Source organism: Nevskia sp. (assembly GCF_021732705.1).
Taxonomy (GTDB): domain Bacteria; phylum Pseudomonadota; class Gammaproteobacteria; order Nevskiales; family Nevskiaceae; genus Nevskia.
Genome location: NZ_JAKFUM010000007.1, coordinates 303008 through 323218, shown reverse-complemented (window position 1 = coordinate 323218; position 20211 = coordinate 303008). Strand labels below are relative to the sequence as shown.

23 protein-coding genes are annotated in these 20211 nt (G+C 66.2%); 16 read left to right on the top strand and 7 right to left on the bottom strand.

Annotation, left to right across the window (positions count from 1 at the left end; genetic code table 11):
- Positions 1–17: 17 nt before the first annotated feature.
- Positions 18–1430 (bottom strand): ATP-binding protein, encoded by a 1413-nt coding sequence (locus tag QZ951_RS08705; protein ID WP_293000153.1) that lies wholly within the window; start codon positions 1428–1430, stop codon positions 18–20.
- Between the two features lie 100 nt (positions 1431–1530).
- A complete protein-coding gene (locus tag QZ951_RS08700; protein WP_293000152.1) occupies positions 1531–2889 on the bottom strand; it encodes a sigma-54 dependent transcriptional regulator in 1359 nt (452 codons plus the stop codon).
- A 70-nt stretch (positions 2890–2959) separates the two neighbouring features.
- Here QZ951_RS08700 and QZ951_RS08695 point away from each other — a divergent pair, with 70 nt between their 5' ends.
- From QZ951_RS08695 to QZ951_RS08655, 9 genes are all read left to right on the top strand, one after another.
- Positions 2960–3118, top strand: a complete 159-nt coding sequence (locus QZ951_RS08695; RefSeq protein WP_293000151.1) for a hypothetical protein — start codon at positions 2960–2962, stop codon at positions 3116–3118.
- 159 nt (positions 3119–3277) lie between these two features.
- On the top strand, positions 3278–3442 hold the full coding sequence (locus QZ951_RS08690; protein ID WP_293000150.1) for a DUF1328 domain-containing protein: 165 nt from the start codon (positions 3278–3280) through the stop codon (positions 3440–3442).
- 102 nt (positions 3443–3544) lie between these two features.
- Positions 3545–4192, top strand: coding sequence for a BON domain-containing protein (locus QZ951_RS08685; protein WP_293000148.1), 648 nt, complete (start codon positions 3545–3547; stop codon positions 4190–4192).
- Positions 4193–4236: 44 nt separating this feature from the next.
- Complete coding sequence (locus tag QZ951_RS08680) at positions 4237–4782, top strand: hypothetical protein (protein ID WP_293000147.1); 546 nt, start codon at positions 4237–4239, stop codon at positions 4780–4782.
- A gap of 64 nt (positions 4783–4846) precedes the next feature.
- Complete coding sequence (locus tag QZ951_RS08675; RefSeq protein WP_293000146.1) at positions 4847–5044, top strand: CsbD family protein; 198 nt, start codon at positions 4847–4849, stop codon at positions 5042–5044.
- Positions 5045–5242: 198 nt separating this feature from the next.
- Complete coding sequence (locus QZ951_RS08670) at positions 5243–6664, top strand: OmpA family protein (RefSeq protein WP_293000145.1); 1422 nt, start codon at positions 5243–5245, stop codon at positions 6662–6664.
- A gap of 143 nt (positions 6665–6807) precedes the next feature.
- Positions 6808–7242 carry a DNA polymerase III subunit chi gene (locus tag QZ951_RS08665; protein ID WP_293000144.1) on the top strand — a complete coding sequence of 145 codons (435 nt, stop codon included), beginning with the start codon at positions 6808–6810 and terminating at the stop codon, positions 7240–7242.
- A gap of 32 nt (positions 7243–7274) precedes the next feature.
- Positions 7275–7685: a hypothetical protein gene (locus tag QZ951_RS08660; RefSeq protein WP_293000143.1), complete on the top strand. Its 411-nt coding sequence runs from the start codon at positions 7275–7277 to the stop codon at positions 7683–7685.
- A 146-nt stretch (positions 7686–7831) separates the two neighbouring features.
- Entirely contained in the window at positions 7832–10858 is a 3027-nt protein-coding gene (locus QZ951_RS08655; RefSeq protein WP_293000142.1) for a valine--tRNA ligase, read from the top strand.
- Positions 10859–10873: 15 nt separating this feature from the next.
- On the opposite strand, the gene QZ951_RS08650 is transcribed toward QZ951_RS08655, so the two are convergent.
- Positions 10874–11587 (bottom strand): DUF2490 domain-containing protein, encoded by a 714-nt coding sequence (locus tag QZ951_RS08650; RefSeq protein WP_293000141.1) that lies wholly within the window; start codon positions 11585–11587, stop codon positions 10874–10876.
- A gap of 91 nt (positions 11588–11678) precedes the next feature.
- Complete coding sequence (locus QZ951_RS08645) at positions 11679–13145, bottom strand: DUF3336 domain-containing protein (protein WP_293000140.1); 1467 nt, start codon at positions 13143–13145, stop codon at positions 11679–11681.
- A gap of 237 nt (positions 13146–13382) precedes the next feature.
- Here QZ951_RS08645 and QZ951_RS08640 point away from each other — a divergent pair, with 237 nt between their 5' ends.
- From QZ951_RS08640 to QZ951_RS08630, 3 genes are all read left to right on the top strand, one after another.
- Positions 13383–14711, top strand: coding sequence for a UDP-glucose/GDP-mannose dehydrogenase family protein (locus QZ951_RS08640; RefSeq protein WP_293000139.1), 1329 nt, complete (start codon positions 13383–13385; stop codon positions 14709–14711).
- 61 nt (positions 14712–14772) lie between these two features.
- Positions 14773–14904: a hypothetical protein gene (locus tag QZ951_RS08635; RefSeq protein ID WP_293000138.1), complete on the top strand. Its 132-nt coding sequence runs from the start codon at positions 14773–14775 to the stop codon at positions 14902–14904.
- Positions 14905–15032: 128 nt separating this feature from the next.
- Positions 15033–15554, top strand: a complete 522-nt coding sequence (locus QZ951_RS08630; protein ID WP_293000137.1) for a hypothetical protein — start codon at positions 15033–15035, stop codon at positions 15552–15554.
- Between the two features lie 75 nt (positions 15555–15629).
- Here QZ951_RS08630 and QZ951_RS08625 read toward each other — a convergent pair whose 3' ends face one another.
- The 3 genes from QZ951_RS08625 to flgA all read right to left on the bottom strand — a co-directional run bounded on the left by QZ951_RS08625 (position 15630) and on the right by flgA (position 17302).
- Positions 15630–16100, bottom strand: coding sequence for a flagellar protein FlgN (locus QZ951_RS08625; protein ID WP_293000136.1), 471 nt, complete (start codon positions 16098–16100; stop codon positions 15630–15632).
- Positions 16101–16129: 29 nt separating this feature from the next.
- Positions 16130–16450 carry a flagellar biosynthesis anti-sigma factor FlgM gene (gene flgM, locus QZ951_RS08620; RefSeq protein ID WP_293000135.1) on the bottom strand — a complete coding sequence of 107 codons (321 nt, stop codon included), beginning with the start codon at positions 16448–16450 and terminating at the stop codon, positions 16130–16132.
- Positions 16451–16570: 120 nt separating this feature from the next.
- Positions 16571–17302, bottom strand: a complete 732-nt coding sequence (gene flgA / locus QZ951_RS08615) for a flagellar basal body P-ring formation chaperone FlgA (protein ID WP_293000134.1) — start codon at positions 17300–17302, stop codon at positions 16571–16573.
- A 149-nt stretch (positions 17303–17451) separates the two neighbouring features.
- Between flgA and QZ951_RS08610 the strand changes: the two genes are divergently transcribed.
- From QZ951_RS08610 to QZ951_RS08595, 4 genes are all read left to right on the top strand, one after another.
- Complete coding sequence (locus QZ951_RS08610; protein ID WP_293000133.1) at positions 17452–18387, top strand: chemotaxis protein CheV; 936 nt, start codon at positions 17452–17454, stop codon at positions 18385–18387.
- 199 nt (positions 18388–18586) lie between these two features.
- A complete protein-coding gene (gene flgB / locus QZ951_RS08605; protein ID WP_293000132.1) occupies positions 18587–19012 on the top strand; it encodes a flagellar basal body rod protein FlgB in 426 nt (141 codons plus the stop codon).
- A 34-nt stretch (positions 19013–19046) separates the two neighbouring features.
- Positions 19047–19454, top strand: coding sequence for a flagellar basal body rod protein FlgC (gene flgC, locus QZ951_RS08600; RefSeq protein WP_293000131.1), 408 nt, complete (start codon positions 19047–19049; stop codon positions 19452–19454).
- A gap of 41 nt (positions 19455–19495) precedes the next feature.
- Entirely contained in the window at positions 19496–20158 is a 663-nt protein-coding gene (locus tag QZ951_RS08595) for a flagellar hook assembly protein FlgD (protein ID WP_293000130.1), read from the top strand.
- Positions 20159–20211: the final 53 nt, after the last annotated feature.

Sequence of the window (20211 nt, the reverse complement as noted above, 5' to 3'; positions counted from 1 at the left end):
ACGTGCTTGAGTCGGTATCAGGCCGCCACGGCCTCGCTTGGCCACGGCAGGCTGACGGTGAAGCGCGCGCCCTGACCGCGCTGCGAGGCGACCTCGATCCGGCCGCCGTGGCGTTCGACGATCTCGCGCGACAGGGTCAATCCCAGGCCGGCGCCGCCGCTGTTGCGGCCGAACTGCACGAACGGATCGAACACCCGCGCCAGCTGCCGGCGGGTCATGCCTTCGCCGCTGTCGCGGACTTCGATACGGATGGCGTCTGACCCGGCGACCACGGTGATGCCGACTTCGCCGCCCGGTGGCGTGTGGCGGATGGCGTTGCCGACGAGATTGTCCAGCACGCGCGAGAACTGCGACGGATCGAGCTGCAGTTCCGGCAGGTTGTCGGCCGTGGTGCTGACGATGCTCAGCCGACGCTCCAGTGCCATCGGCTCGAAGCGGGCGCGGGCGTCCTCGGCGATCTGCGCGAGCTGCACCGGCTCCAGCTTCAGCGGCGTGTCGGCATGACTCAGGCGCGAGACGTCGAGCAGGTCGTTGACCAGATCGGCCAGACGCTTGGTTTCCGTGTGCACGGTGTCGAACAGGTCGGCCTCGCGCGTGTCCGGCGCAAACGTCGCGCGCTCGGCCAGCAGGTCCATCGCCATGCGAAGGCCGGAGACCGGCGTGCGCAGCTCGTGCGAGGCGCGCAGGACGAAATCCATCCGGAGCTTTTCCTGCTCGCGCTCCTCGGTGACGTCCCGGATCATCACGACGAGGCCGGGCCGGGTTTCGTCGGTGAATGGCGTCAGCGCCACTGCCAGCGTTCGCTGCATCACGCCTTCGCCGATCACCAGATCCGGCTCGTTGTCCTGCGACAATTGCTGGCTGGCGATGTCGTCGATGATCCGCTGGTCGAAGCGGTCGCCGCCGAGCAGGTCGTCGAGCGTGCGGCCGATCGCTAGTTCCACCGTCGTGCCGAGCTGGCGCGCGGCGATCGGATTCAGGCGCTCGATCTGGGCGCGCTCGTCGACGATGATCAGGCCGTCGTCGATGGAGCCGAGCACCACGTCGTTGCGGCGCTGTTCGGCCAGCAGGCGGTCGATGCTGGTCGAGTTGTAGGCCTCCAGCGCCGCGGCCATCTCGTTGAAGCTTTCGGCGAGGGCGGTGGCCTCGGCGAGGTTCGAGCGCTCCAGCCGCACGTCGAAACGGCCATCGGCCACGGCCTTGGTCGCGGCGGCGATCTTCTGCAGCGGCGCGCTGGTGGCTTTGGCCTGGGCGATGCCGAAGCGGATGCCGACCACGCTGACGAACAGGCCGCTGGCGCCGAGCAGCCCGATCTCGTACCACGGGCCGGTGGCGAACTTGGCCCAGGCCAGCGCCATCAGCGCGCCGCCGACGAAAGCGAAAACGACCAGCGCGGCGTAGCTCAGCAGCAGGCGATGCAGGATTTTCATGAGTCCGTTCAGTGCGTGGTGCAGCGAAAGGGATCGCGGAGATCCCTGAAAAAAGGGGCCGGAGCGATCCGGACCCACGAAGCGGCGCCGGGCGTGACCTTCAGATGCCGTACTGCTTGCGCTTGCGATAAAGCGTCGAGGCGTCGATGCCGAGCTGCTTGGCCGCCGCTTCCAGCGTTTCGGCTTCGCCGAGCACGGTCAGGATATGTTCGCGTTCCAGTGCCTGCAGGCTCAGGCCGCTGCCGGTCTGCCGTGACGCAGTGCCGGCAGGTCCGGCACCCGCTTCACCCAGCGCGAGATCGCGCGGTTCGATCAGCTCGCCGCGACACAAAATGCTCGCGCGCTCAATGACATTGCGCAGCTCGCGAATGTTCCCCGGCCAGCGGTGGCGGCCCAGTGCCGCGAGGGCGTCGTCGCTGAAGCCGCGCGCGCGGCCGCGGTGGATGCGGATGAATTCGTCGAGGAAGCCGGCGGCCAGCTGCGGCAGATCCTCGATCCGCTCGCGCAGCGGCGGCAGGTGGATGCGGATGACATCGAGCCGGTACAGCAGGTCTTCGCGGAACGTGCCGGCGCGGACCATCGCGTTCAGGTCGCGGTTGGTCGCGGCCACCAGCCGCACATCGGCCTGACGGGTGACCGGATCGCCGACGCTTTCGTAGGCCTTGTCCTGCAGGAAGCGCAGCAGCTTCGCCTGCAGGCCGATCGGCACTTCGCCGATTTCGTCGAGAAACAGCGTGCCGCCATCGGCCTGCGACACCCGGCCCGGCGAGTTGGCCACGGCACCGGTGAACGCGCCTTTGCGGTGGCCGAACAGCTCGCTTTCGAACAGCTCCCCCGACAGGCCCGGGCTGTTGATGGTCACGAACGGCGCGGCGTGTCGCGCACTCCAGCGGTGGATGGCCTTGGCGATCACGCCCTTGCCGGTACCGCTTTCGCCCAACACCAGAATATTCGCTTCGCTTTCAGCGACTTGCTTCGCAGTATCGAGCAAGGCGGCCATCGCCGGCGCCAGGCTCACCAGCTGGGCATCGCCGGCGGGCCGGCCCTGCTCGCGCTCCAGTTCTTCCAGCCGCAGGTCCAGCCGGCGCGCGTGCAGATGGGTGGCGGCGGCAATGCGCAGCTGCTCCGGCGAGCACGGCTTCACGAGGTAATCCATCGCACCCAGCCGCATCGCCTGCACCGCGGTATCGACCGACGAATGCGCGGTGACGATGACCACGCGCAGCCACGGTGCCGCGGTCTTGATCGCCGGCAGCAGCGCCAGCGCATTGGTGTCGCCAAGGCTCAGGTCGAGAAAGCAGACATCGAACACGCGACTGTGGATCAGCGCCATCGCCTGTTCGCCGCTCGCGGCCGTGGCCACGGTGTGGCCGTCGTCCTCGAGGCAGTAGCGAAACGTCTTCAGCAGCGCGGCTTCGTCATCGACGACGAGCACGCGGCCTCCGCTCTTGTCAGCCAAGTCTGGGTCCTCCGTGATGGCGCGGGCTGCGGTTCGGCCGCAACGGTCGTGATCCTGTGCCGAAACCACCGTGATCAGCCTGCATGTTCGTCGATCCCGCCGAATCGTGCCGAATCAGGCCGGACCGTTCGCGTTTTTGGTCGGTCAGCATTGCATTTTGCAAGACCTGCATGCCGGCATCTTGCAAGATGCCGGATCGCGGCTTCCTTTCGATCTTACAAACTATTGAAAAATATAGGAAAAATAGTTGGCACGGCTTGTGAGATGTAAAGGGCACAGGCAGCCGATTCGCGGCGCCACCGCTTGAAGCCGAAGGTCGTGACGGCCGACCCCGCAGCGAACTGCCGGGAACGTCGTCATCGGCTCCGGCCACACCAGGAGAAACCGGATGCTCCATTACGCCGTCGTCTTTTTCGTCATCGCCCTGATCGCGGCCGCCCTCGGCTTTACCGGCATCGCCGGCAGCGCGGTCGGCATCGCCAAGTTGCTGTTTCTCGTCTTCCTCGTGCTCGCGGTCGTGTCGCTGCTGTTCGGCCGCCGGGTCAAGGCCTGACGACCCGCGGCAGCAGGCGTCCCCCGCCGCGCTGCTGCCGCTTCGCTTGAAAACACGCTGAAACCCGCCCGAAAACCTGCCCAGAAAATCAGAGGTAACCCCATGAACAATCGCAACAAGACACCGAACACCCCGCGCAACCTGCTGATCGCCGCCGCGCTCGTCACGGCCTTCGGCGTCGCCGCCTGCAAGAAGACGGACGGCCAGCTGTCCGACAGCGCTGCCGCCGCCGCACCGAAGGAAAGCAGCTCGATCGGCAAGGCCATCGACGACACCGCGATCACCGCGCAGATCAAGGGCCGCATCGCCAGCGATTCGCGCACCGAAGGCTCGGACATCTCGGTCGAGACCAACAACGGCGTCGTCACCCTGAGCGGCACCGCGACCAAGAGCGCGGCGAAGGAAGCGGCCGAGGAACTGGCCCGTTCCGCCAGCGACGTGAAGGGTGTCGACAACCGCATCTCGGCGCCGACCGCACTCGATACCTTCGCCAAGGAAGCCGACAAGGTGGCCGAGAACACCGGTGACGCGATTGCCGACACGGTGATCACGACCAAGCTGAAGGCGGCGCTGATCGCCGATGAAACGACCAAGGGCACGGCGATCAACGTCACCACCCGCGATGGCGCCGTGACCCTGAGCGGCGATGTCAGCAGCGGCGCGGAGCGCGAGAAGGCGATCTCGATCGCCACCCGCACCAGCGGTGTCCGCAAGGTCGACGCCGGCGCTCTGAAGGTCGCCAGCCGCTGATCGCGGCGGCCGCAGCCTGAACGCAGCGAACGCCGATCCCCGTCATGAAGCGCCGACCGGAAGGACTGGCCGTGGTGCTGGACCAGCTCGGTGATGCGCGCCGGCACTGCGAAGTGTTGGCTTGCATCAGCGCCGATCCGGCCACCGGCCAGGTCTTCGCCAGGCTGGCGACGGCCAAGGCGGAACTCGTGCAGCAGATCGCGGCGCAGCTCGGGGTCGTCATCGACCCGACGGTGCCGACGGCGAGCCGCTGCCGGCGCAGCGATCGGCTGTACCGGCGCTGGTGGCCAGCCGCCGGTCGGGCGCTGGTCACGGGCGGCGATGTCGCGGCGCTGGTCGCGGCCGAAGACCGCCTGCTGCATCGCTGCGAGCAGTGGCTGGCCGGCAAGCCGGCACCGGCCCTGCGCCTGGCGCTGAAACGGTATCTGCCGCAGGTCTCGGCCTGTCATGCCGACCTGCGGCGGCTGTGCGGCGAGGGTGCCAACCCTCGCCAGAAGGCCGGATCCCGCCCGACCGCGCGCATGACCGCGCCGCCGGCGTGGCGGGTGGGGTCCGGATCGACGACGCCGAATCCATCGTCGTCGAGATAGTGGCAAACCGGGGAAACCGTCCCCGGCGAATGCAGGAAATTGTTTCTCACACAAGGAGTTGGACATGAACGAAGACATCATCAAGGGCAAGCTCAAGCAGCTCACCGGCAAGGTCAAGGCGAAGTGGGGCGAACTCACCGACGACGATCTCGTCGCCGCCGAAGGCAAGCGCGACGTGCTGATCGGCAAGCTGCAGGAGAAGTACGGCCTGACCAAGGACAAGGCCGAGGCGCAGATCAAGGAACTCGAGGATTCGCTCTGAGACCCGACCCGTTCCGGCGCATCCCCGCGCTGAATTGAAGCCGCTGCAAGGCTGATCCGGATTATCCGACAGCCGTCGTAACGGCCGCGCAGCGCATTCCCCCGACGCGCTGCGCGGCTCGCCGCCAACCGATTTCCGGGCAACGGCACCCGTCATCCACCAAAAGACCCATCGCCTGAAACAAGGCAAGGAGCTGTCATGCACATCAACACTCGTTCCCTGCGCGCCCCGTTCGCGGCCGCGATTCTCGCCACCTTCTGCGGCAATGCCGCCGCCGGCGACGGCTGGTATCTCGGCCTCGAAGGCGGTGCCGACTGGCAGCGCCAGTCGAACGACACCCTGACCCTCGGCGGCTTCGGCGGTCCGACGGCCGAATTCTCGGAGAAGTACAAGCTCGGCTGGGTCGGCGGCGTCACCACCGGCTATGGTTTTGCCAACGGCTTGCGCCCGGAACTGGAACTGGCCTATCGCCAGAGCCGCTACAAGAACATCTTCGGCAGCCTCGGCTCCGCCGACGCCGATGGCCGCAAGGACGCCCGCAGCGCCTTCGCCAACCTCTGGTATGACCTGAAGAGCGAGAGCGGCCTGTTCAAGACCGTGCATCCGTACATCGGCATCGGTGGCGGTGTCACCTCGCTGTGGCAGGAAAACTTCGGTGCCGGCGGCACCGAGCTGGTCAATGACCACGACACCGTCTTCGCCTACCAGGCCGGTGCCGGCATCGGCTTCGATCTGACCCGCCGCCTGACCGCGTCGGTCGACTACCGCTACGTCGGCACCGAGAAGGGCCACTTCGACGCTAGCCCGGCCGTCGGCGGCCGAGTTGATTCCGGCTACAACGGCCAGTCGGCCCTGCTGTCGGTGCGCTACACGATCGCCGAAGCCAAGCCGTCCGATCTCGACGGCGACGGCGTGCCGGACAAGCGTGACCAGTGCCCGAACACCCCGGCCGGTACCCCGGTGGACGCGAAGGGCTGCCCGATCGACACCGACAAGGACGGCGTCAACGACAAGCTCGACTTCTGCCCGAACACGCCAGCCGGCGCCACGGTGGACGCGAAGGGCTGCCCGATCGACAGCGACGGCGACAAGGTTCCGGATTACGCCGACCAGTGCCCGAACACGCCGCCGGGCACCAATGTCGACGCCAAGGGCTGCTCGATCGTGCCGCCGGCGCCAGCGATTGCCGACACCGATGGTGACGGCGTGGCCGATGGCATCGACCAGTGCCCGAACACCCCGGCTGGCAAGAAGGTCACCGCGAACGGCTGCGCCGTGAACCAGTCGCTGATCCTGAAGAACGTGCATTTCGCGTTCAACAAGGCGCTGCTGACCAACGACTCGAAGACTGTCCTCGACACCACGGCGAAGACGATCATCGATTCGCCGGGATTCCAGATCGAGATCGCGGGCTACACCGACAGCGTCGGCTCGGACGCGGCCAACCAGAAGCTGTCGGAGGCGCGCGCCAACTCGGTTCGCACCTACCTGATCAGCCGCGGCGTTGCCGCCAACGTGCTGACCGCGAAGGGCTACGGCGAAGCGAATCCGGTCGCCAGCAACGATGACGACACCGGCCGCGCCGACAACCGTCGCGTCGAGATGAAGATCATCCAGTAAGCAACAGAACCTCGTGACGCGGCGCGGTACCTGAGCGCCGCGTCGCGACCAGAGGCAGGCAGCAATTGGGCGATCCGAGGTCTGGATCGCTCTTTTTTTTGGGCGGGCAGTATCCTTGGCGCCTGCACGCACCGCCGCCCGCCGTGACCCGCATCGACTTCTACGTTTTGTCCGATCAGTTCGCCGCCAGCACCAACCACGTGCTGACCGCCTGCAAGCTGTGCGACAAGGCCACCGCCAGCGGCAAGCGCGTGTTCGCCTACGTGCCGGACGCCGCCACTGCCGATGCCCTCGACGCCGCGCTGTGGACCTTTCGCCAGGGTGCGTTCATCGCCCACGAAAAGCAGGGCGAGCCGCTTGAAGAACCGCTGCCGGCCGTGCTGATCGGCCACAGCGAGCCGCCGCCAAGCTACGACGGCGTGATGATCAACCTGGGCCTCGACATCCCGGAATTCTTCAGCCGCTTCGAACGCGTGCTCGAAATCGTCGATGCCGATCCGGCCGCGCGCGCCGAATCGCGCACCCGCTACAAGTTCTATCGCGATCGCGGCTACGAGCTCGCGAAGCATGATCTGTGAATCGGCCCGTCACGACTTTCCGAGCGAATCCAATGACTTCCATCGTCCGCATCGCCGTTCTGACCGTCGCTGCCAGCGCGTTGGCCGGCTGCAGCCTGTTCAGTCAGACCCCGGATGCCGGCCGTCGCGACGAGATTCGCAGCACCGTGCCGTACGGCATGGCGATCGTGACGGCGGAATCGAAGCTGTCCGGCCTCGGCTTTGCCTGCACCCGCCGCGGCGGCAATTATCTCGACGAATCCGGCACCACCCGCAGCGCCGAGCACTTTCTCGCCTGCGAAGAGCGTCCGGGGGTTGTCAGCTTCGCCTGCCTGAACCGCGATCAGGTGACGGTGGTCGAGCGTGAAGGCGTGGTCAGCGGCATCGAGGTCACCCGCGGGCCGAGCTGCACGCAGCCGGATGCGCCGAACCGCAGCGCGCCGTACCGCGCGCGTTACGAGTAGTGCCTGCGGGTGCGTTCCCGCATACGGCGTCGCACTACAATGGCGGCCCCCAAACCAGCGTCACCCCTAACATCAAACCCCACCCGGATGCCGTGATCCGGCGCGCGTTCCGCGTGCCGTGGCCGCATTCCGACAGCAGAGATTCCATGGACAAGACGTTCGACCCGAAGCGCGTCGAAGCACAGTGGTGCGCCACCTGGGAAAGCGACGGCTGCTACCAGCCGCGCGGTACCGGCAAGCCGTACAGCATCATGATTCCGCCGCCGAACGTCACCGGCACCCTGCACATGGGCCACGCGTTCCAGCACACGGTGATGGACGCGCTGACGCGCTACCACCGCATGCTCGGCGACGACACGCTGTGGCAGCCCGGCACCGATCACGCCGGCATCGCCACCCAGATGGTGGTCGAGCGCAACCTGAAGCTGGCCGGCGAGCCGTCACGGGCCGAACTCGGCCGCGACCGGTTCCTCGACAAGGTCTGGGAATGGAAGAAGTACAGCGCCGGCACCATCGGCCAGCAGATCCGCCGCATGGGCTCGTCGGTGGACTGGTCGCGCGAAGCGTTCACGATGGACCCGTCGTACTCGAAGGCGGTGATCGAGCATTTCGTGCGCCTGCACGACGATGGCCTGATCTATCGCGGCAAGCGCCTGGTCAACTGGGACCCGGTGCTGCAGACCGCGATCTCCGATCTGGAAGTGGTGCAGGAAGAGGAGAACGGCAAGCTCTGGCACTTCCGCTACCCGCTGGCCAACGGCGCGACGTACACCGATTCCGAAGGCCGCACGCTGAACTACATCGTGGTCGCGACCACACGTCCGGAAACCATGCTCGGCGATACCGCCGTGGCGGTGCATCCGGAAGACGAGCGCTACCAGCACCTGGTCGGCCAGCACGTGATCCTGCCGCTGTGCAATCGCCAGATTCCGATCGTGGCCGACGATTACGTCGACCGCGAATTCGGCACCGGCTGCGTGAAGATTACGCCGGCGCATGACTTCAATGACTACCAGCTCGGTCAGCGGCACAAGCTGGAAGTCTTCAACATCTTCACCCGCACCGCGCACATCATCGGCAACGTCACCGACGAGGAATGGACGCTGGCGGCCGACAAGAACGCCGAAGCGGCGGACGGCATCGGCGCCACGGCGCGCGCGGCCACCGCGCTGAACTGGCGCTCGATTCCCGAGCAGTACCGCGGGCTCGATCGCGTCGTGGCCCGCAAGCAGATCGTGGCCGATCTCGAAGCGATCACCGATTCATCGGCCGCGGCACCGATCACCAGCACCGACGAAGGCAAGCCGGTCTATCCGCGCGGCCTCGTCGACAAGATCGTCGATCACAAGCTGAAGGTGCCCAGAGGCGACCGCAGCGGCGCGGTGCTGGAGCCGTACCTGACCGACCAGTGGTTCGTCGATCTGACCCGCGAAACGCGCCATGACGGCAAGCCCGGCAACGGTGGCCTGCTGGCGATCACGAAGCCGGCGATCGATGCGGTGGAATCCGGCCGCATCCGTTTCGTGCCGGACAACTGGAAAACCACCTATTTCCACTGGCTGAACAACATTCAGGACTGGTGCATCAGCCGCCAGCTCTGGTGGGGTCATCGCATCCCGGCCTGGTATGACGCCGATGGCACTGTCTATGTCGGCCGCGACGAGGCCGAAGTGCGGGCGAAGCACGGTCTCGGTGCCGGCGTGTCGCTGAAGCAGGACGAGGACGTCTTCGACACCTGGTTCTCGTCCGACATCTGGCCGATGGCCACGCTCGGCTGGCCCGACAACACGGACGCCTTGAAGAAGTACTACCCGTCGAGCGTGCTGGTCACCGGCTTCGACATCATCTTCTTCTGGGTCGCCCGGATGGTGATGATGGGTCAGTACTTCATGAACGAGGTGCCGTTCAAGGACGTCTTCATCACTGGGCTGGTGCGCGATCCGGAAGGCAACAAGATGTCGAAGTCGAAGGGCAATGTCCTCGACCCGCTCGACGTCGTCGACGGCATCACGCTCGACGCGCTGGTCGCCAAGCGCACGACCGGTCTGATGAACCCGGCCACCGCCCCGAAGATCGAGGCCAAGACCCGCAAGGACTATCCGAAGGGCATCGAGCCGGTCGGCGTCGACGCGCTGCGCTTCACCTTCGCGGCACTCGCGACCAACGGCCGCGACGTGCGCTTCGACGCCGCCCGCGCCGAGGGCTACCGCAACTTCTGCAACAAGATCTGGAACGCGTCGCGCTTCGTGCTGATCAACGTCGGCTCGCTCGATGCGGAAACCGGTACTGCGACTCCGCCGATGTCGCTCGATGGCGAGGTCACGCTGTCGACGGCCGATCGCTGGATCATCTCGAAGCTGCAGCGTCTGGAAGCCGAGGCGGCGCAGCATTTCGCCGAGTATCGCTTCGACCTTCTCGCCGCGAGCCTGTATCAGTTCATCTGGAACGAGTACTGCGACTGGTATCTGGAGCTGACCAAGCCGGTGATGCAGGGCAGCGACGAACTCGCCAAGCGCGGTGCGCGCCGCACGCTGGTGCGCGTGCTCGAAGTCTGGCTGCGGCTGTTGCATCCGATCATGCCGTTCATCACCGAAGAAATCTGGCAGAAGGTTGCCCCACTGGCCGGCAAGACCGGTACGACCATCATGCTGGAGCCGTACCCGATCGCGAACCCGGAGCGCATCGATGAAGCGGCCGAAGCCGACGTCGAATGGCTCAAGGGCTTCATGCTCGGCGTGCGCCAGATTCGCGGCGAGATGGACATCCCGCCGGGCAAGCCGCTGCCGGTCCTGATTCGCGATGCGAGTGTGGCGGATGCCGAGCGCATCGCGCGCTTCGATGGCGCGGTGCGCTTCCTCGCGCGTCTGGAGTCGATCACCGTGCTGGCGGCAGCGGATGAGGCGCCGCAGTCGGCCACGGCGCTGCTCGGCAGCATGAAGATTCTCGTGCCGATGGCGGGGCTGATCGACAAGGCCGCCGAGCTGGCGCGTCTGGCCAAGCTCAAGGCCAAGCTCGAGAACGACCTGAAGATGAACGAGGCGCGGCTGGCGAGCGAGAAGTTCGTCAACGGCGCCCCGGCCGCCGTGATCGAGAAGGAGCGCGCGCGCGTGGCGCAGCAGAAGGCGGAACTGGCAACGCTGACCGAGCAGGAAGCGCGAATCAGCGCGCTCTGAGCGGCGTCAGCGGCCTCAGCGGAAGAACGTGTACAGCGCGACCTGCAGCACGTGGTTCACGGTGTCGCGGTTCTTGCCGTTGATCCACTGGTTCAGGTAGCCGATCTCGACATCGGCGGTCCTGTTCAGACGCCAGCCGAAGGCGACGTAGGCGCGGTTCTGGTCGAACAGCGGCGCGTTCAGCGCATCGCGGCCGCTGAGGTTGACCATCGCTTCGTTCTGGAATGCGAGGAAGGCGCCCTGCGTGAAGGCACCGGTGCCGGCGTTGAGCGGCAGCTGGGCGCGCGCAAACCAGCGGAAGCGATCGGAATAGACGTCCGGCGCGCCGGGCCGACCGATGAAGCGCTGTTCCAGCCGCAGCCGCTGGCTGACGTTCACGCGCTGGAGCCGATAGCTGCTGACCCACTGCTGCCAGATGCGATGTTCGACGGCATCCTCGGCGTCGCGGTTGAAGGTGCCGATGTAGGCGTAGCCCGCGCTGAGCGTCTGACCGGGTTGCACGTACCACGACAGCCCCGGTCGAATCAGCAAGGTGCGCGGGCCGGCCCATTCATCCTGACTGCGCAACTGGACATCGGACACGATCCCGATGTCTTCATTGATCGCCGCGTTGTTGAACCATGCGCCCCAGCCGGTCTGCTGGACGATCGGGCTTTCGGCGCGCACCGACAGCAGCGGCACCGTCAGCAGCGGCAGGGCAAGGCGGATCAGGACTCGGTTCGACAGCATCTGCGGCGGGCTCGGGGGGATGGCACGCCACCATCGTACGAAACCGGACGTCGTTTTTTCGTGCGAATGCCCATCGCGCGGCGCGCGGCGATCAGCGCGTGGCCACAGCCTTCAGCTCGCGCAGCGGCACGCGCTGCGATTCGCTTTCCACCTGCTTCACGCAGCGGGTCAGTGTCTGCGAGATCATCGACTGGTTGCGGATCATCGCGATGCGCTTCCAGGTCGCCCGTTCGCCTTCGAGGATGAAGCGGGTCACCGCTTCCAGCTTCGGGTTTGCGGTGACATGCGCGTACCGCCAGACGCTGACCTTCGGCAGGATCGTGATGTTGCCGCGATAGTCCTGCTCGAGGATCGACGAGGCGTTGTCGAGCTGGCGGCGGATGCCATCGAGCGGCAGGCCCAGCCGGCCGACGCCAATGGCCGAACGGGCACCACCCCGGATCGCGCTGTACGCCACGTTGCGCAGCATGCCGCCGAGCCGCACTTCCTCCGGCGCGCCGCGCAGGAACGGGATCACGTGCGGATTGGTCTGGCTGACGATGAAGTGATTGACGTTGTGAAGGCGGCGCAAGCGGATGCCGGGCAGGTCGGATTTCAGCGAGCCATCGGTCCAGCGCAAGCTCGGCATGTACGGCAGGCGGTTGCCGTCTTCGTCCCGGGTCATCAGCTGCACCGGCGGGAACAGCAGCGGCACGGCGCTGGAAGCGAGCACCGCTTCGCGCAGGTACAGGTACGGCGTCGTCAGGTAGTTCAGCAGGCGCGGCGGCTGGTTCAAGCCCGCCGGCGACACTGTGATGTTGACGATGCGGCCGGAGCGCTCGAAGCTTTCCTCGAACGTCAGGTCGTGAGTGTTGCGGGCAATGCCGAGCGCGATCTGGTTCTGGTCCATCAGCGCGCCATGGCGCCACATGTCGCGCAGCGCCAGCGGCTTCCAGAAGTGGTAGTAAGAGTTGTCCGGATCGAGCAGCGATTCCAGTTCATCCGGCGCTCGCGTGCCGACCACCGACGCCACGATCGAGCCGGCGCTAGAGCCGGAAATGACGTCCGGCAGCAGGTCTTCGCGTACCAGCGCCTTGACCACGCCGACGTGGAACAGGCCCAGCGTGGCGCCACCGGACAGCATCAGCGCCGAGCGGCCGAAGGACTTCGCGGTCTCGCCGAAGAACTTGCGCTTGGCCTCCAGCGGCAGCTCGGGGAAGCTGTGATCGGCGATCCAGCGCAGCGCATCGCAGACTTCGTGCAGGTAGGTTTCGACCAGCCGCTTGCTGCCGCAGTAGGCGTGGCTGTACAGCGCCGGGTTGGCGCTGTTGCCGAGGTTCCAGTGCAGCCCCTGCCGCAGGTGATGGACCAGCTTGGTGATCTGCTGCGTCTGCCGGTACTGGCGGATCTGAGCCAGACGGCTTCGAATCAGCTGCCAGTCGTAATCATCCGACTCGTCCTGATGCTTCCAGTCCTCCAGGCCCGAGGCCGCATCGAATGCCAGCGCCGCTTCCCGCCAGCTGGCATAGCTTCCGGCGTGGCGCATCGCCAGGCGGCATTCGCGGATCTTGGAGTTCATTGGCGGATCGAGGGTGCCCGAAAAGGGCCGGTATGGTCGCTGATGAATGCGGTTGCAACAACCGTTCTCGACGGTCGCAGCGACGGCCGCACCGCGTGCTCGTCACCGAAGTGCAGAGGGTCGGGTGGTAACATTTGATGATCGAATTTCAGACGCCGGCCGACGCAAGCACGCGTGGGCCGGAGATCGCGGGCGTGGATGGCCCGCGGCGGGCACTCACCACAGGACGCAACACTCTTGAACATCACCATCTTCGGCTCCGGCTATGTCGGCCTTGTCACCGCTGCCTGCTTTGCCGATGTCGGCAATGACGTGCTGTGCGTCGATGTCGACCAGAAGAAGATCGAAGGACTCAAGAACGGCATCATCCCGATCTACGAGCCGGGTCTGACCGAGCTGATCCTGAAGAACGCCGCCGAAGGCCGGTTGCGCTTCACCACCGATGCCGCCGAAGGCGTGGCGCACGGGCTGTACCAGTTCATCGCCGTCGGCACGCCGCCGAACGAGGATGGCTCGGCCGATCTGAAGTACGTGCTGGCGGTGGCCAGGACCATCGCCACGCACATGACCGAGTACCGGCTGGTGATCTCGAAGTCGACGGTGCCGGTCGGTACGGCCGACAAGGTCCGTGCGCAGATGAAGGCGACGCTGGCCGAGCGTGGCGTGAGCCTGGATCACGATGTGGTGTCGAACCCGGAATTCCTGAAGGAAGGCGATGCCATCGGCGATTTCAACAAGCCGGATCGCATCGTCATCGGCGCCGACACTGCGCGTGCCGCGAAAGCGATGCAGGCGCTGTACGCGCCGTTCAACCGCAATCACGACCGCGTGCTGGTGATGGACGTGCGCTCGAGCGAGCTGACCAAGTACGCCGCGAACGCGATGCTGGCGACCAAGATCAGCTTCATGAACGAGCTGGCGAATCTTGCCGAGAACCTCGGTGCCGACATCGAGAAGGTGCGCATCGGCATCGGCTCCGATCCGCGCATCGGCTTCCACTTCATCTACCCGGGCGCCGGCTACGGCGGCTCGTGCTTTCCGAAGGACGTCAAGGCGCTGGTCAAGAGCGCGGCCGACGCCCACTTCGACGCCGAGATCCTGAAGGCGGTGGAATCGGTCAACAACCGCCAGAAGACGACCCTGCATGCGAAGCTGGTGAAGCATCTGGGCTCGCTCGAAGGCAAGACCATCGCGATCTGGGGGCTGGCGTTCAAGCCGAAGACCGACGACATGCGCGAAGCGCCGAGCCGCGTGCTGATGGAAGCGATCTGGGCCGAAGGCGGTCGCGTGCAGGCGCACGATCCGGTGGCGATGCATGAAACCGCGAAGCTCTATGGCGAGCGCGCCGATCTGAAGTTGGTCAACTCGGCACTGGAGGCTGTGGCAGGGGCCGATGCGCTGGTCATCTGCACCGAATGGCGCGCGTTCCAGAGCCCGAATCTGGCCAAGCTCAAGGCCCTGCTGAAGCGTCCGCTGATCGTCGACGGCCGCAACATGTACGACCCGGCGTGGGTGCGCGGTGAAGGCTTCGTCTACGACTGCGTGGGGCGTCCAGCCAGCGTCTGATTTGCGCGGCGGCTGTCACAATCGCCCGACGCCGCGGTCGCGTCCGAACAAGGCCCGCTCGATGTTCGAGCGGGCTTTTTCATGGGTGGCCGATCTGACAAAGATCAGCCAATTCAATGATTTGACATCCATTCCGCAAGCGCTGGCGACACGTCCCGCCGGCAGCATCGAGGGGCTTTCAGGCGGGCGCTAGCACATCAATGTGACAGTAATATTTCAATTTGTTGACTGATTGATGAAGGCCGTCTACACCTTTCACATCGGGCCGCGAAGCAGCGTGCTGCAGCGGTCGCCCCGATGGTCCGGAATGGAGTGGCGAACATGATCAACAAGACGATGCAGGCCGCCGTCGCGGCACTTTCGATGCTGGGGCTGGCCGCTGCCGCGCAGGCGGACGAATCGTCTTATCGCGTGCTCAAGCAGGTCTCGGTCACCGGCAGCCCGGCAGCGCCGGTCAGCTACCGGTCGCTGCCGCTGGACCGCAGCTGGGCCAACCTGTCGAGCAGCGATGTCGAACTGGTCCGCAGCCAGTACGACGACCTGCGGGCGCACGAGGAGCCGCCGTTTCCGGCCGGTGGGCTGGCGCAGCTCGCCAGCGAGCTGTCGGCGCTGCAGCGCAAGCAGAACCTGTCGGGCGAACTGCAGGCGATGATCAACGTCGATGCCAGCGGTCGCGTCACGGCGGTCAGCTGGCAGATCAGCCCGAACCGGGGTTCGGTGGCCGGACTGAACGAGGTCCTGGAGCGCACCCGGTTCGAGCCGGCCACCTGCGCCCACACGGCCTGCGCGATGGCGTTTCCGCTGCACGTGGAGTTCCGCGACACGCAGCTGGCGTTCAACTGACGCAGGGATTGTCGGATCAGCCGTCGCGACGTCGAACGTCGCGACGGCTTTTTTCGTGGCGCGCGGATCGGCCGATCAGGCCCGGCTGAACACCCGGCCTTGCGGCAGGCTCGGTCGCAGGCCGCTGCGGCCGTAGGTCGCCGGTGCTTCCGGGGCCATCGCGATCAGCGCGCCGCGCACCTGCTGTTCGCGCACGTCGAGCAGCGCGCCGTTGCGACGATTGGCGTCGGACAGGCTGCGGGCGAGGGTGGTGAGCTGGCGCCAGGCGGCAATCAGCGCCTCGGCGCCGTGATGCTGAGCCAGCCAGGCCTCGAATTCGGCGCCGGAGCGGCGTGGGCCAGCGAGAATCTGCAGGCGATCGCCGAGTCGCTGCAATTGCTGCGCGGCGGCCGATTTCGCGCTGCAGGCGGCTTCCAGGGCATCGAGCGATTCGGGCGAGCGCTCGGACAGCGCGGCCTGTTCCTGCTCGAGAATGGTGATCAGGTCTTCGGCGCAGCGGATCTGCGCGTCGATGACTTCGGCGAGATTGAGACTGGATTCGTTCACGGCGGCGCTCCGTCAGAGGCCGCCAGCGGTCAGGCGGCCGAAAGGTCGAATTCGAATCGCGCGAGCCTGGCGGCGATTGCCGCCGGGTTCGGCTGGTAACTGCCTTCGGCAACCTTGGCGCGCAACTGCTGCACCTTGGCGACGTTGGTATCCGGCACGCTGGCCAGTGCCTTTTCGTACTGCTGCAAGTTCACGGCGTCCCCGGTCAACTGCACGCGATCATCGGCGGCGACACCGGCCACCGGCGTGCCGCTGCTGGTGCCAGTCGCGCCATAGGCGGACTTGACCGCCGCGCCGGACGCGATCGGCCGCGGGCCACTGCTGGGGAATCCATCGATCTTGGTGGTCATGTCGGGCTCCGCGGCGCAGGTGATTGCGCCGTCGAACCCGTATCGGCCCTCCGTCTGGAAACTTGAGTGTCGGAATGGCGTCGCGCCCGACGAACGGCACGACGTTCGGTGGCGACCGCCTCAGAGACCGACCTCGACCGTGCCGCCGTCCTTGACCACGCCCTGCACCACACGTCTGGACGACAGGTTCTCGACCGAAATCCGCTCGCCGCTGCCACCATCGGCCAGTGCCTTGCCCTGGGCGCGGACCTCCAGCGCGCCGCTGCGGCCGACCAGCATCACCAGCGCACCGCGCTTGATCACTTTCTCGCTCAGCAGCACGTCCGGCGTCAGCGGTGCGCCGGGCGTGACCGGCCGCCGCAGCATCTGGCCGGCAACGGCCTTCGGATCGCTGACGTAGCCGAGGCTCAGGGCCGCGACATCGCGCGATTCGATGCTCAGCGCATCGAGTGGAATCGGCTGGTTCGGTGCCACCGGGCGCGACAGCACCACGACCGGTCGCAGGTCGAGCACCTTCACCGGCACGAAGATCGACCACAGCGGCGTGCTGCCATCGCGGCAGTTGACAAGGATGCTCCACGCGCCGCGGTTGGCCGGCGTGGCGGCACTGGCTTCCAGCGGCTGCGGGCAGCTGGGCAGGCGCAGCCGATTGTCGAGCGTGGCGGCTTCCACCGTCGCGGTCGCCGGCGACTGCGTCTGCACGAACTTCACCGCGGTCTCGCGAATGCGATTCGCCGATTCGAGGCTGACCGCACCGGCACCGGCATCGGCGAACGCAAGCACCGGCAGCACGACCAGCAGCGCCAGCAGCACCGCGAACAGACGGGCATTCGGGGAAGGTTGAACGATCATGGATGGCCTCAGGCGATTCGGGACGAGCGGGGTGTTCTCGTCGCCAGCCTCGCTACAAGCCGCGTGCCACGGCGCCGCTCGACCACGAAAGGCAGGAACCGAAGTTGCAGCGGGCGACCGTCTGCCCCTCAGGATCACGGAAACCCGACATGGCCACCGGCTTGCTCGAAAGCATCGACCGCAGCACCCAGCTTGCCGGCCACAACCGGCTTGCGCTCCTGCTGTTCCGGCTCGATGAGCGCCAAATATTTGGCATCAATGTCTTCAAGGTGCAGGAAGTGATTCCGCGGCCTTCACTGTCGTGGCTGCCGTCGTCGCATCCGCTGGTCAGCGGGGTGGCCGACATCCGCGGCCGGATGATTCCGGTGATCGACCTGAGCCGCGCGATCGGCCAGCCCAGCGATGACCGCGCGGCGCACGTCATCGTCACCGAGTACAACCGCTCGGTGCAGGGCTTTCTGGTGCGCGCGGTCGAGCGGATCATCCACATCAATGTCGAGCATGTGCGGCCGCCGCCGGATGGTGCCGGCGAAGGCGGCTATCTGACCGCGATCACGCACTACAACAACGAGCTGGTCGAGATCATCGACGTCGAGAAGGTGCTGAGCGATGTCGTCGGCGTGCAGGCGGCACTGTCCGATTCGATTCGCGACCAGGCGGCCAGCATGGGCCGTTCGCGGCGCAAGGTGCTGGTGGTCGACGACTCGCGCGTGGCCCGCAACCAGGTCGAGAAAACCCTGAACCAGCTCGGCATCGAATGCGTGCTGGTCAACGACGGCCGCGAAGCGCTGCGCTACCTGCAGGCGCTGGCGGCGAAGGACGAACCGATCAACGATTCGCTGCTGATGATGATCAGCGATGTCGAAATGCCGGACATGGACGGCTACCGTTTGACGACGGAAATACGACGCGACGAACGCATGCGCGATCTCTACGTGATGCTGCACACGAGCCTGTCCGGCGTGTTCAACAACGCGATGGTCGAACGCGTGGGCGCCGATCGCTTCATCGCCAAGTTCAGTGCCGATGAACTGGCCACCGGCGTGCTTGATCGGCTGAAGGAAGTGGCATTGCAGACGGCGTAGGCGCGCGTTCGTGACGCGTCAGGCGCAGGCGTGAGGCGCGGAAAGCGCGTCGCAGCCGCCCGGATTGACGCACCCCGCCGTGCCGTCCCCTGCCTGCCGCTTCGCGGGCACCACCAGCAAGGCGCCGCTTTTCCGTCGCGAATCGTCACTGGCACAGGCCTTGTAAAGACTCCCTCGAACGTACTTGCGGGAGGATGCAATGGCCAGTCTCGATGCGGTTTTCGGCATCCATGCCGAAGCACTTGCGGTGCAGCGTCGGCGCATGGAGGTGCTGTCCTCGAACATCGCCAATGCCGACACGCCGGGCTTTCAGGCCCGAGATGTCGACTTCGCCAGCGTGTTGTCGGCCGCGGCCAAGGGCGATGCCACGGCCAACCCGGGTCAGTTGGCGAACCTGCGCACGCTGACCACCGATGCCCGCCACATTCCGCTGTCGTTCACGTCGTCCAGCGATGGCAACACGCTGGCCTATCGCGTGCCGATGCAGCCGAGCGTCGATGGCAATACCGTCGACGTGCAGGTCGAACAGGGCAAGTTCGCCGATGCCGCACTGCATTACCAGGCATCGCTGAGCTTCGCCGATGGCCGCGTGCGCGGCCTGATGACCGCGATCACCGGCCAGTAAGCAGCCCATCCAGCAACTCCCGGAGCGCCTCGCCATGTCCAGCTTCCGCATCTTCGACATCGCCGGCTCCGCGCTCAGCGCGCAGTCGCTGCGACTCAATACCGTGGCTTCGAACCTCGCCAATGCCGATGCCGTTTCCGGCACGGCCGACGGTGCCTACAAGGCGCGCCTGCCGATGTTCAAGGCCAGTGCCGATGCCGGCAGCCCCGACGCCGCCGGCGTGCAGGTGCTGGGCGTGGTCGAAAGCGAGGCCCCGGCGGACAAGCGCTACGAGCCGGGTCATCCGCTGGCCGATGCCGATGGCTACGTCTACGCGCCGAACGTCAACGTGGTCGAAGAGATGGTCAACATGATTTCCGCCTCCCGCTCGTATCAGTCGAGCGTGGAAGTGATGAACACGGCCAAGGAACTGGCCAGCCGCACCTTGACGCTCGGTCGCTGAGCGCCGGTCGCCCGCCAGTCCCTGCCTTCATCGAGCCCGCCATGACCACTGCCGTCGCCAGCAACCCCTACGCCGACCTCGGCCTGACCCAGAAAACGACGGCCAAGAAGGCCGATTCGCTCGGGCAGGCCGATTTCCTGAAGCTGATGACGACGCAGTTGCAGAACCAGGACCCGCTGAAGCCGCTGGAATCGAACGAGTTCCTCGGCCAGATCGCGCAGTTCTCGACCGTTTCCGGCATTCAGGATCTGCAGAAATCGTTCACGTCGCTGTCGACCTCGCTGACGTCCAGCCAGTCGCTGCAGGCCGCGGGTCTGGTCGGCCACGGCGTGCTGTATCCGTCGTCGACCGGTTTCCTCGATGGCCAGAACGGGCTCAGCGGCGGTGTCGATATACCGGCCAGCGGACAGCTCGTGGTCGAGATCGTCGACGGCAGCGGACAGGTCGTGCGCCGGCTCGATTACGGCACCCAGCCCGCCGGCACCAGCTACTTCAACTGGGACGGCAAGAACACCAGCGGCGAGACGCTGCCGTCCGGCAACTACGGCATTCGCGCGTCGCTGACGCAGGGCAGCAACGCGCAGGCCGCGAGCACGCTCGCTGCCGGCGTCGTGCAGAGCGTGTCGCTCGGCGCCAATGGCTTGAGCCTGAACCTTGCAGGCTTGGGCCCGATCGCGTTCGACAAGGTTCGCCAGATCATCTGATCCCCATCGCCAGCACCGCATCGCCAGCATCCGACTGCCGAATTCCGATTCCA

What these genes read in the sequence shown, in the direction of transcription:
- flgA (WP_293000134.1), bottom strand. Translation starts at nt 17,302, where the DNA reads ATGATCGTTCAACCTTCCCCGAATGCCCGTCTGTTCGCGGTGCTGCTG.
- QZ951_RS08630 (WP_293000137.1), top strand. Translation starts at nt 15,033, where the DNA reads ATGATCAACAAGACGATGCAGGCCGCCGTCGCGGCACTTTCGATGCTG.
- QZ951_RS08610 (WP_293000133.1), top strand. Translation starts at nt 17,452, where the DNA reads ATGGCCACCGGCTTGCTCGAAAGCATCGACCGCAGCACCCAGCTTGCC.
- QZ951_RS08595 (WP_293000130.1), top strand. Translation starts at nt 19,496, where the DNA reads ATGACCACTGCCGTCGCCAGCAACCCCTACGCCGACCTCGGCCTGACC.
- QZ951_RS08690 (WP_293000150.1), top strand. Translation starts at nt 3,278, where the DNA reads ATGCTCCATTACGCCGTCGTCTTTTTCGTCATCGCCCTGATCGCGGCC.
- QZ951_RS08645 (WP_293000140.1), bottom strand. Translation starts at nt 13,145, where the DNA reads ATGAACTCCAAGATCCGCGAATGCCGCCTGGCGATGCGCCACGCCGGA.
- flgM (WP_293000135.1), bottom strand. Translation starts at nt 16,450, where the DNA reads ATGACCACCAAGATCGATGGATTCCCCAGCAGTGGCCCGCGGCCGATC.
- flgB (WP_293000132.1), top strand. Translation starts at nt 18,587, where the DNA reads ATGGCCAGTCTCGATGCGGTTTTCGGCATCCATGCCGAAGCACTTGCG.
- QZ951_RS08670 (WP_293000145.1), top strand. Translation starts at nt 5,243, where the DNA reads ATGCACATCAACACTCGTTCCCTGCGCGCCCCGTTCGCGGCCGCGATT.
- QZ951_RS08660 (WP_293000143.1), top strand. Translation starts at nt 7,275, where the DNA reads ATGACTTCCATCGTCCGCATCGCCGTTCTGACCGTCGCTGCCAGCGCG.
- QZ951_RS08635 (WP_293000138.1), top strand. Translation starts at nt 14,773, where the DNA reads ATGTTCGAGCGGGCTTTTTCATGGGTGGCCGATCTGACAAAGATCAGC.
- flgC (WP_293000131.1), top strand. Translation starts at nt 19,047, where the DNA reads ATGTCCAGCTTCCGCATCTTCGACATCGCCGGCTCCGCGCTCAGCGCG.
- QZ951_RS08705 (WP_293000153.1), bottom strand. Translation starts at nt 1,430, where the DNA reads ATGAAAATCCTGCATCGCCTGCTGCTGAGCTACGCCGCGCTGGTCGTT.
- QZ951_RS08675 (WP_293000146.1), top strand. Translation starts at nt 4,847, where the DNA reads ATGAACGAAGACATCATCAAGGGCAAGCTCAAGCAGCTCACCGGCAAG.
- QZ951_RS08655 (WP_293000142.1), top strand. Translation starts at nt 7,832, where the DNA reads ATGGACAAGACGTTCGACCCGAAGCGCGTCGAAGCACAGTGGTGCGCC.
- QZ951_RS08650 (WP_293000141.1), bottom strand. Translation starts at nt 11,587, where the DNA reads ATGCTGTCGAACCGAGTCCTGATCCGCCTTGCCCTGCCGCTGCTGACG.
- QZ951_RS08685 (WP_293000148.1), top strand. Translation starts at nt 3,545, where the DNA reads ATGAACAATCGCAACAAGACACCGAACACCCCGCGCAACCTGCTGATC.
- QZ951_RS08680 (WP_293000147.1), top strand. Translation starts at nt 4,237, where the DNA reads ATGAAGCGCCGACCGGAAGGACTGGCCGTGGTGCTGGACCAGCTCGGT.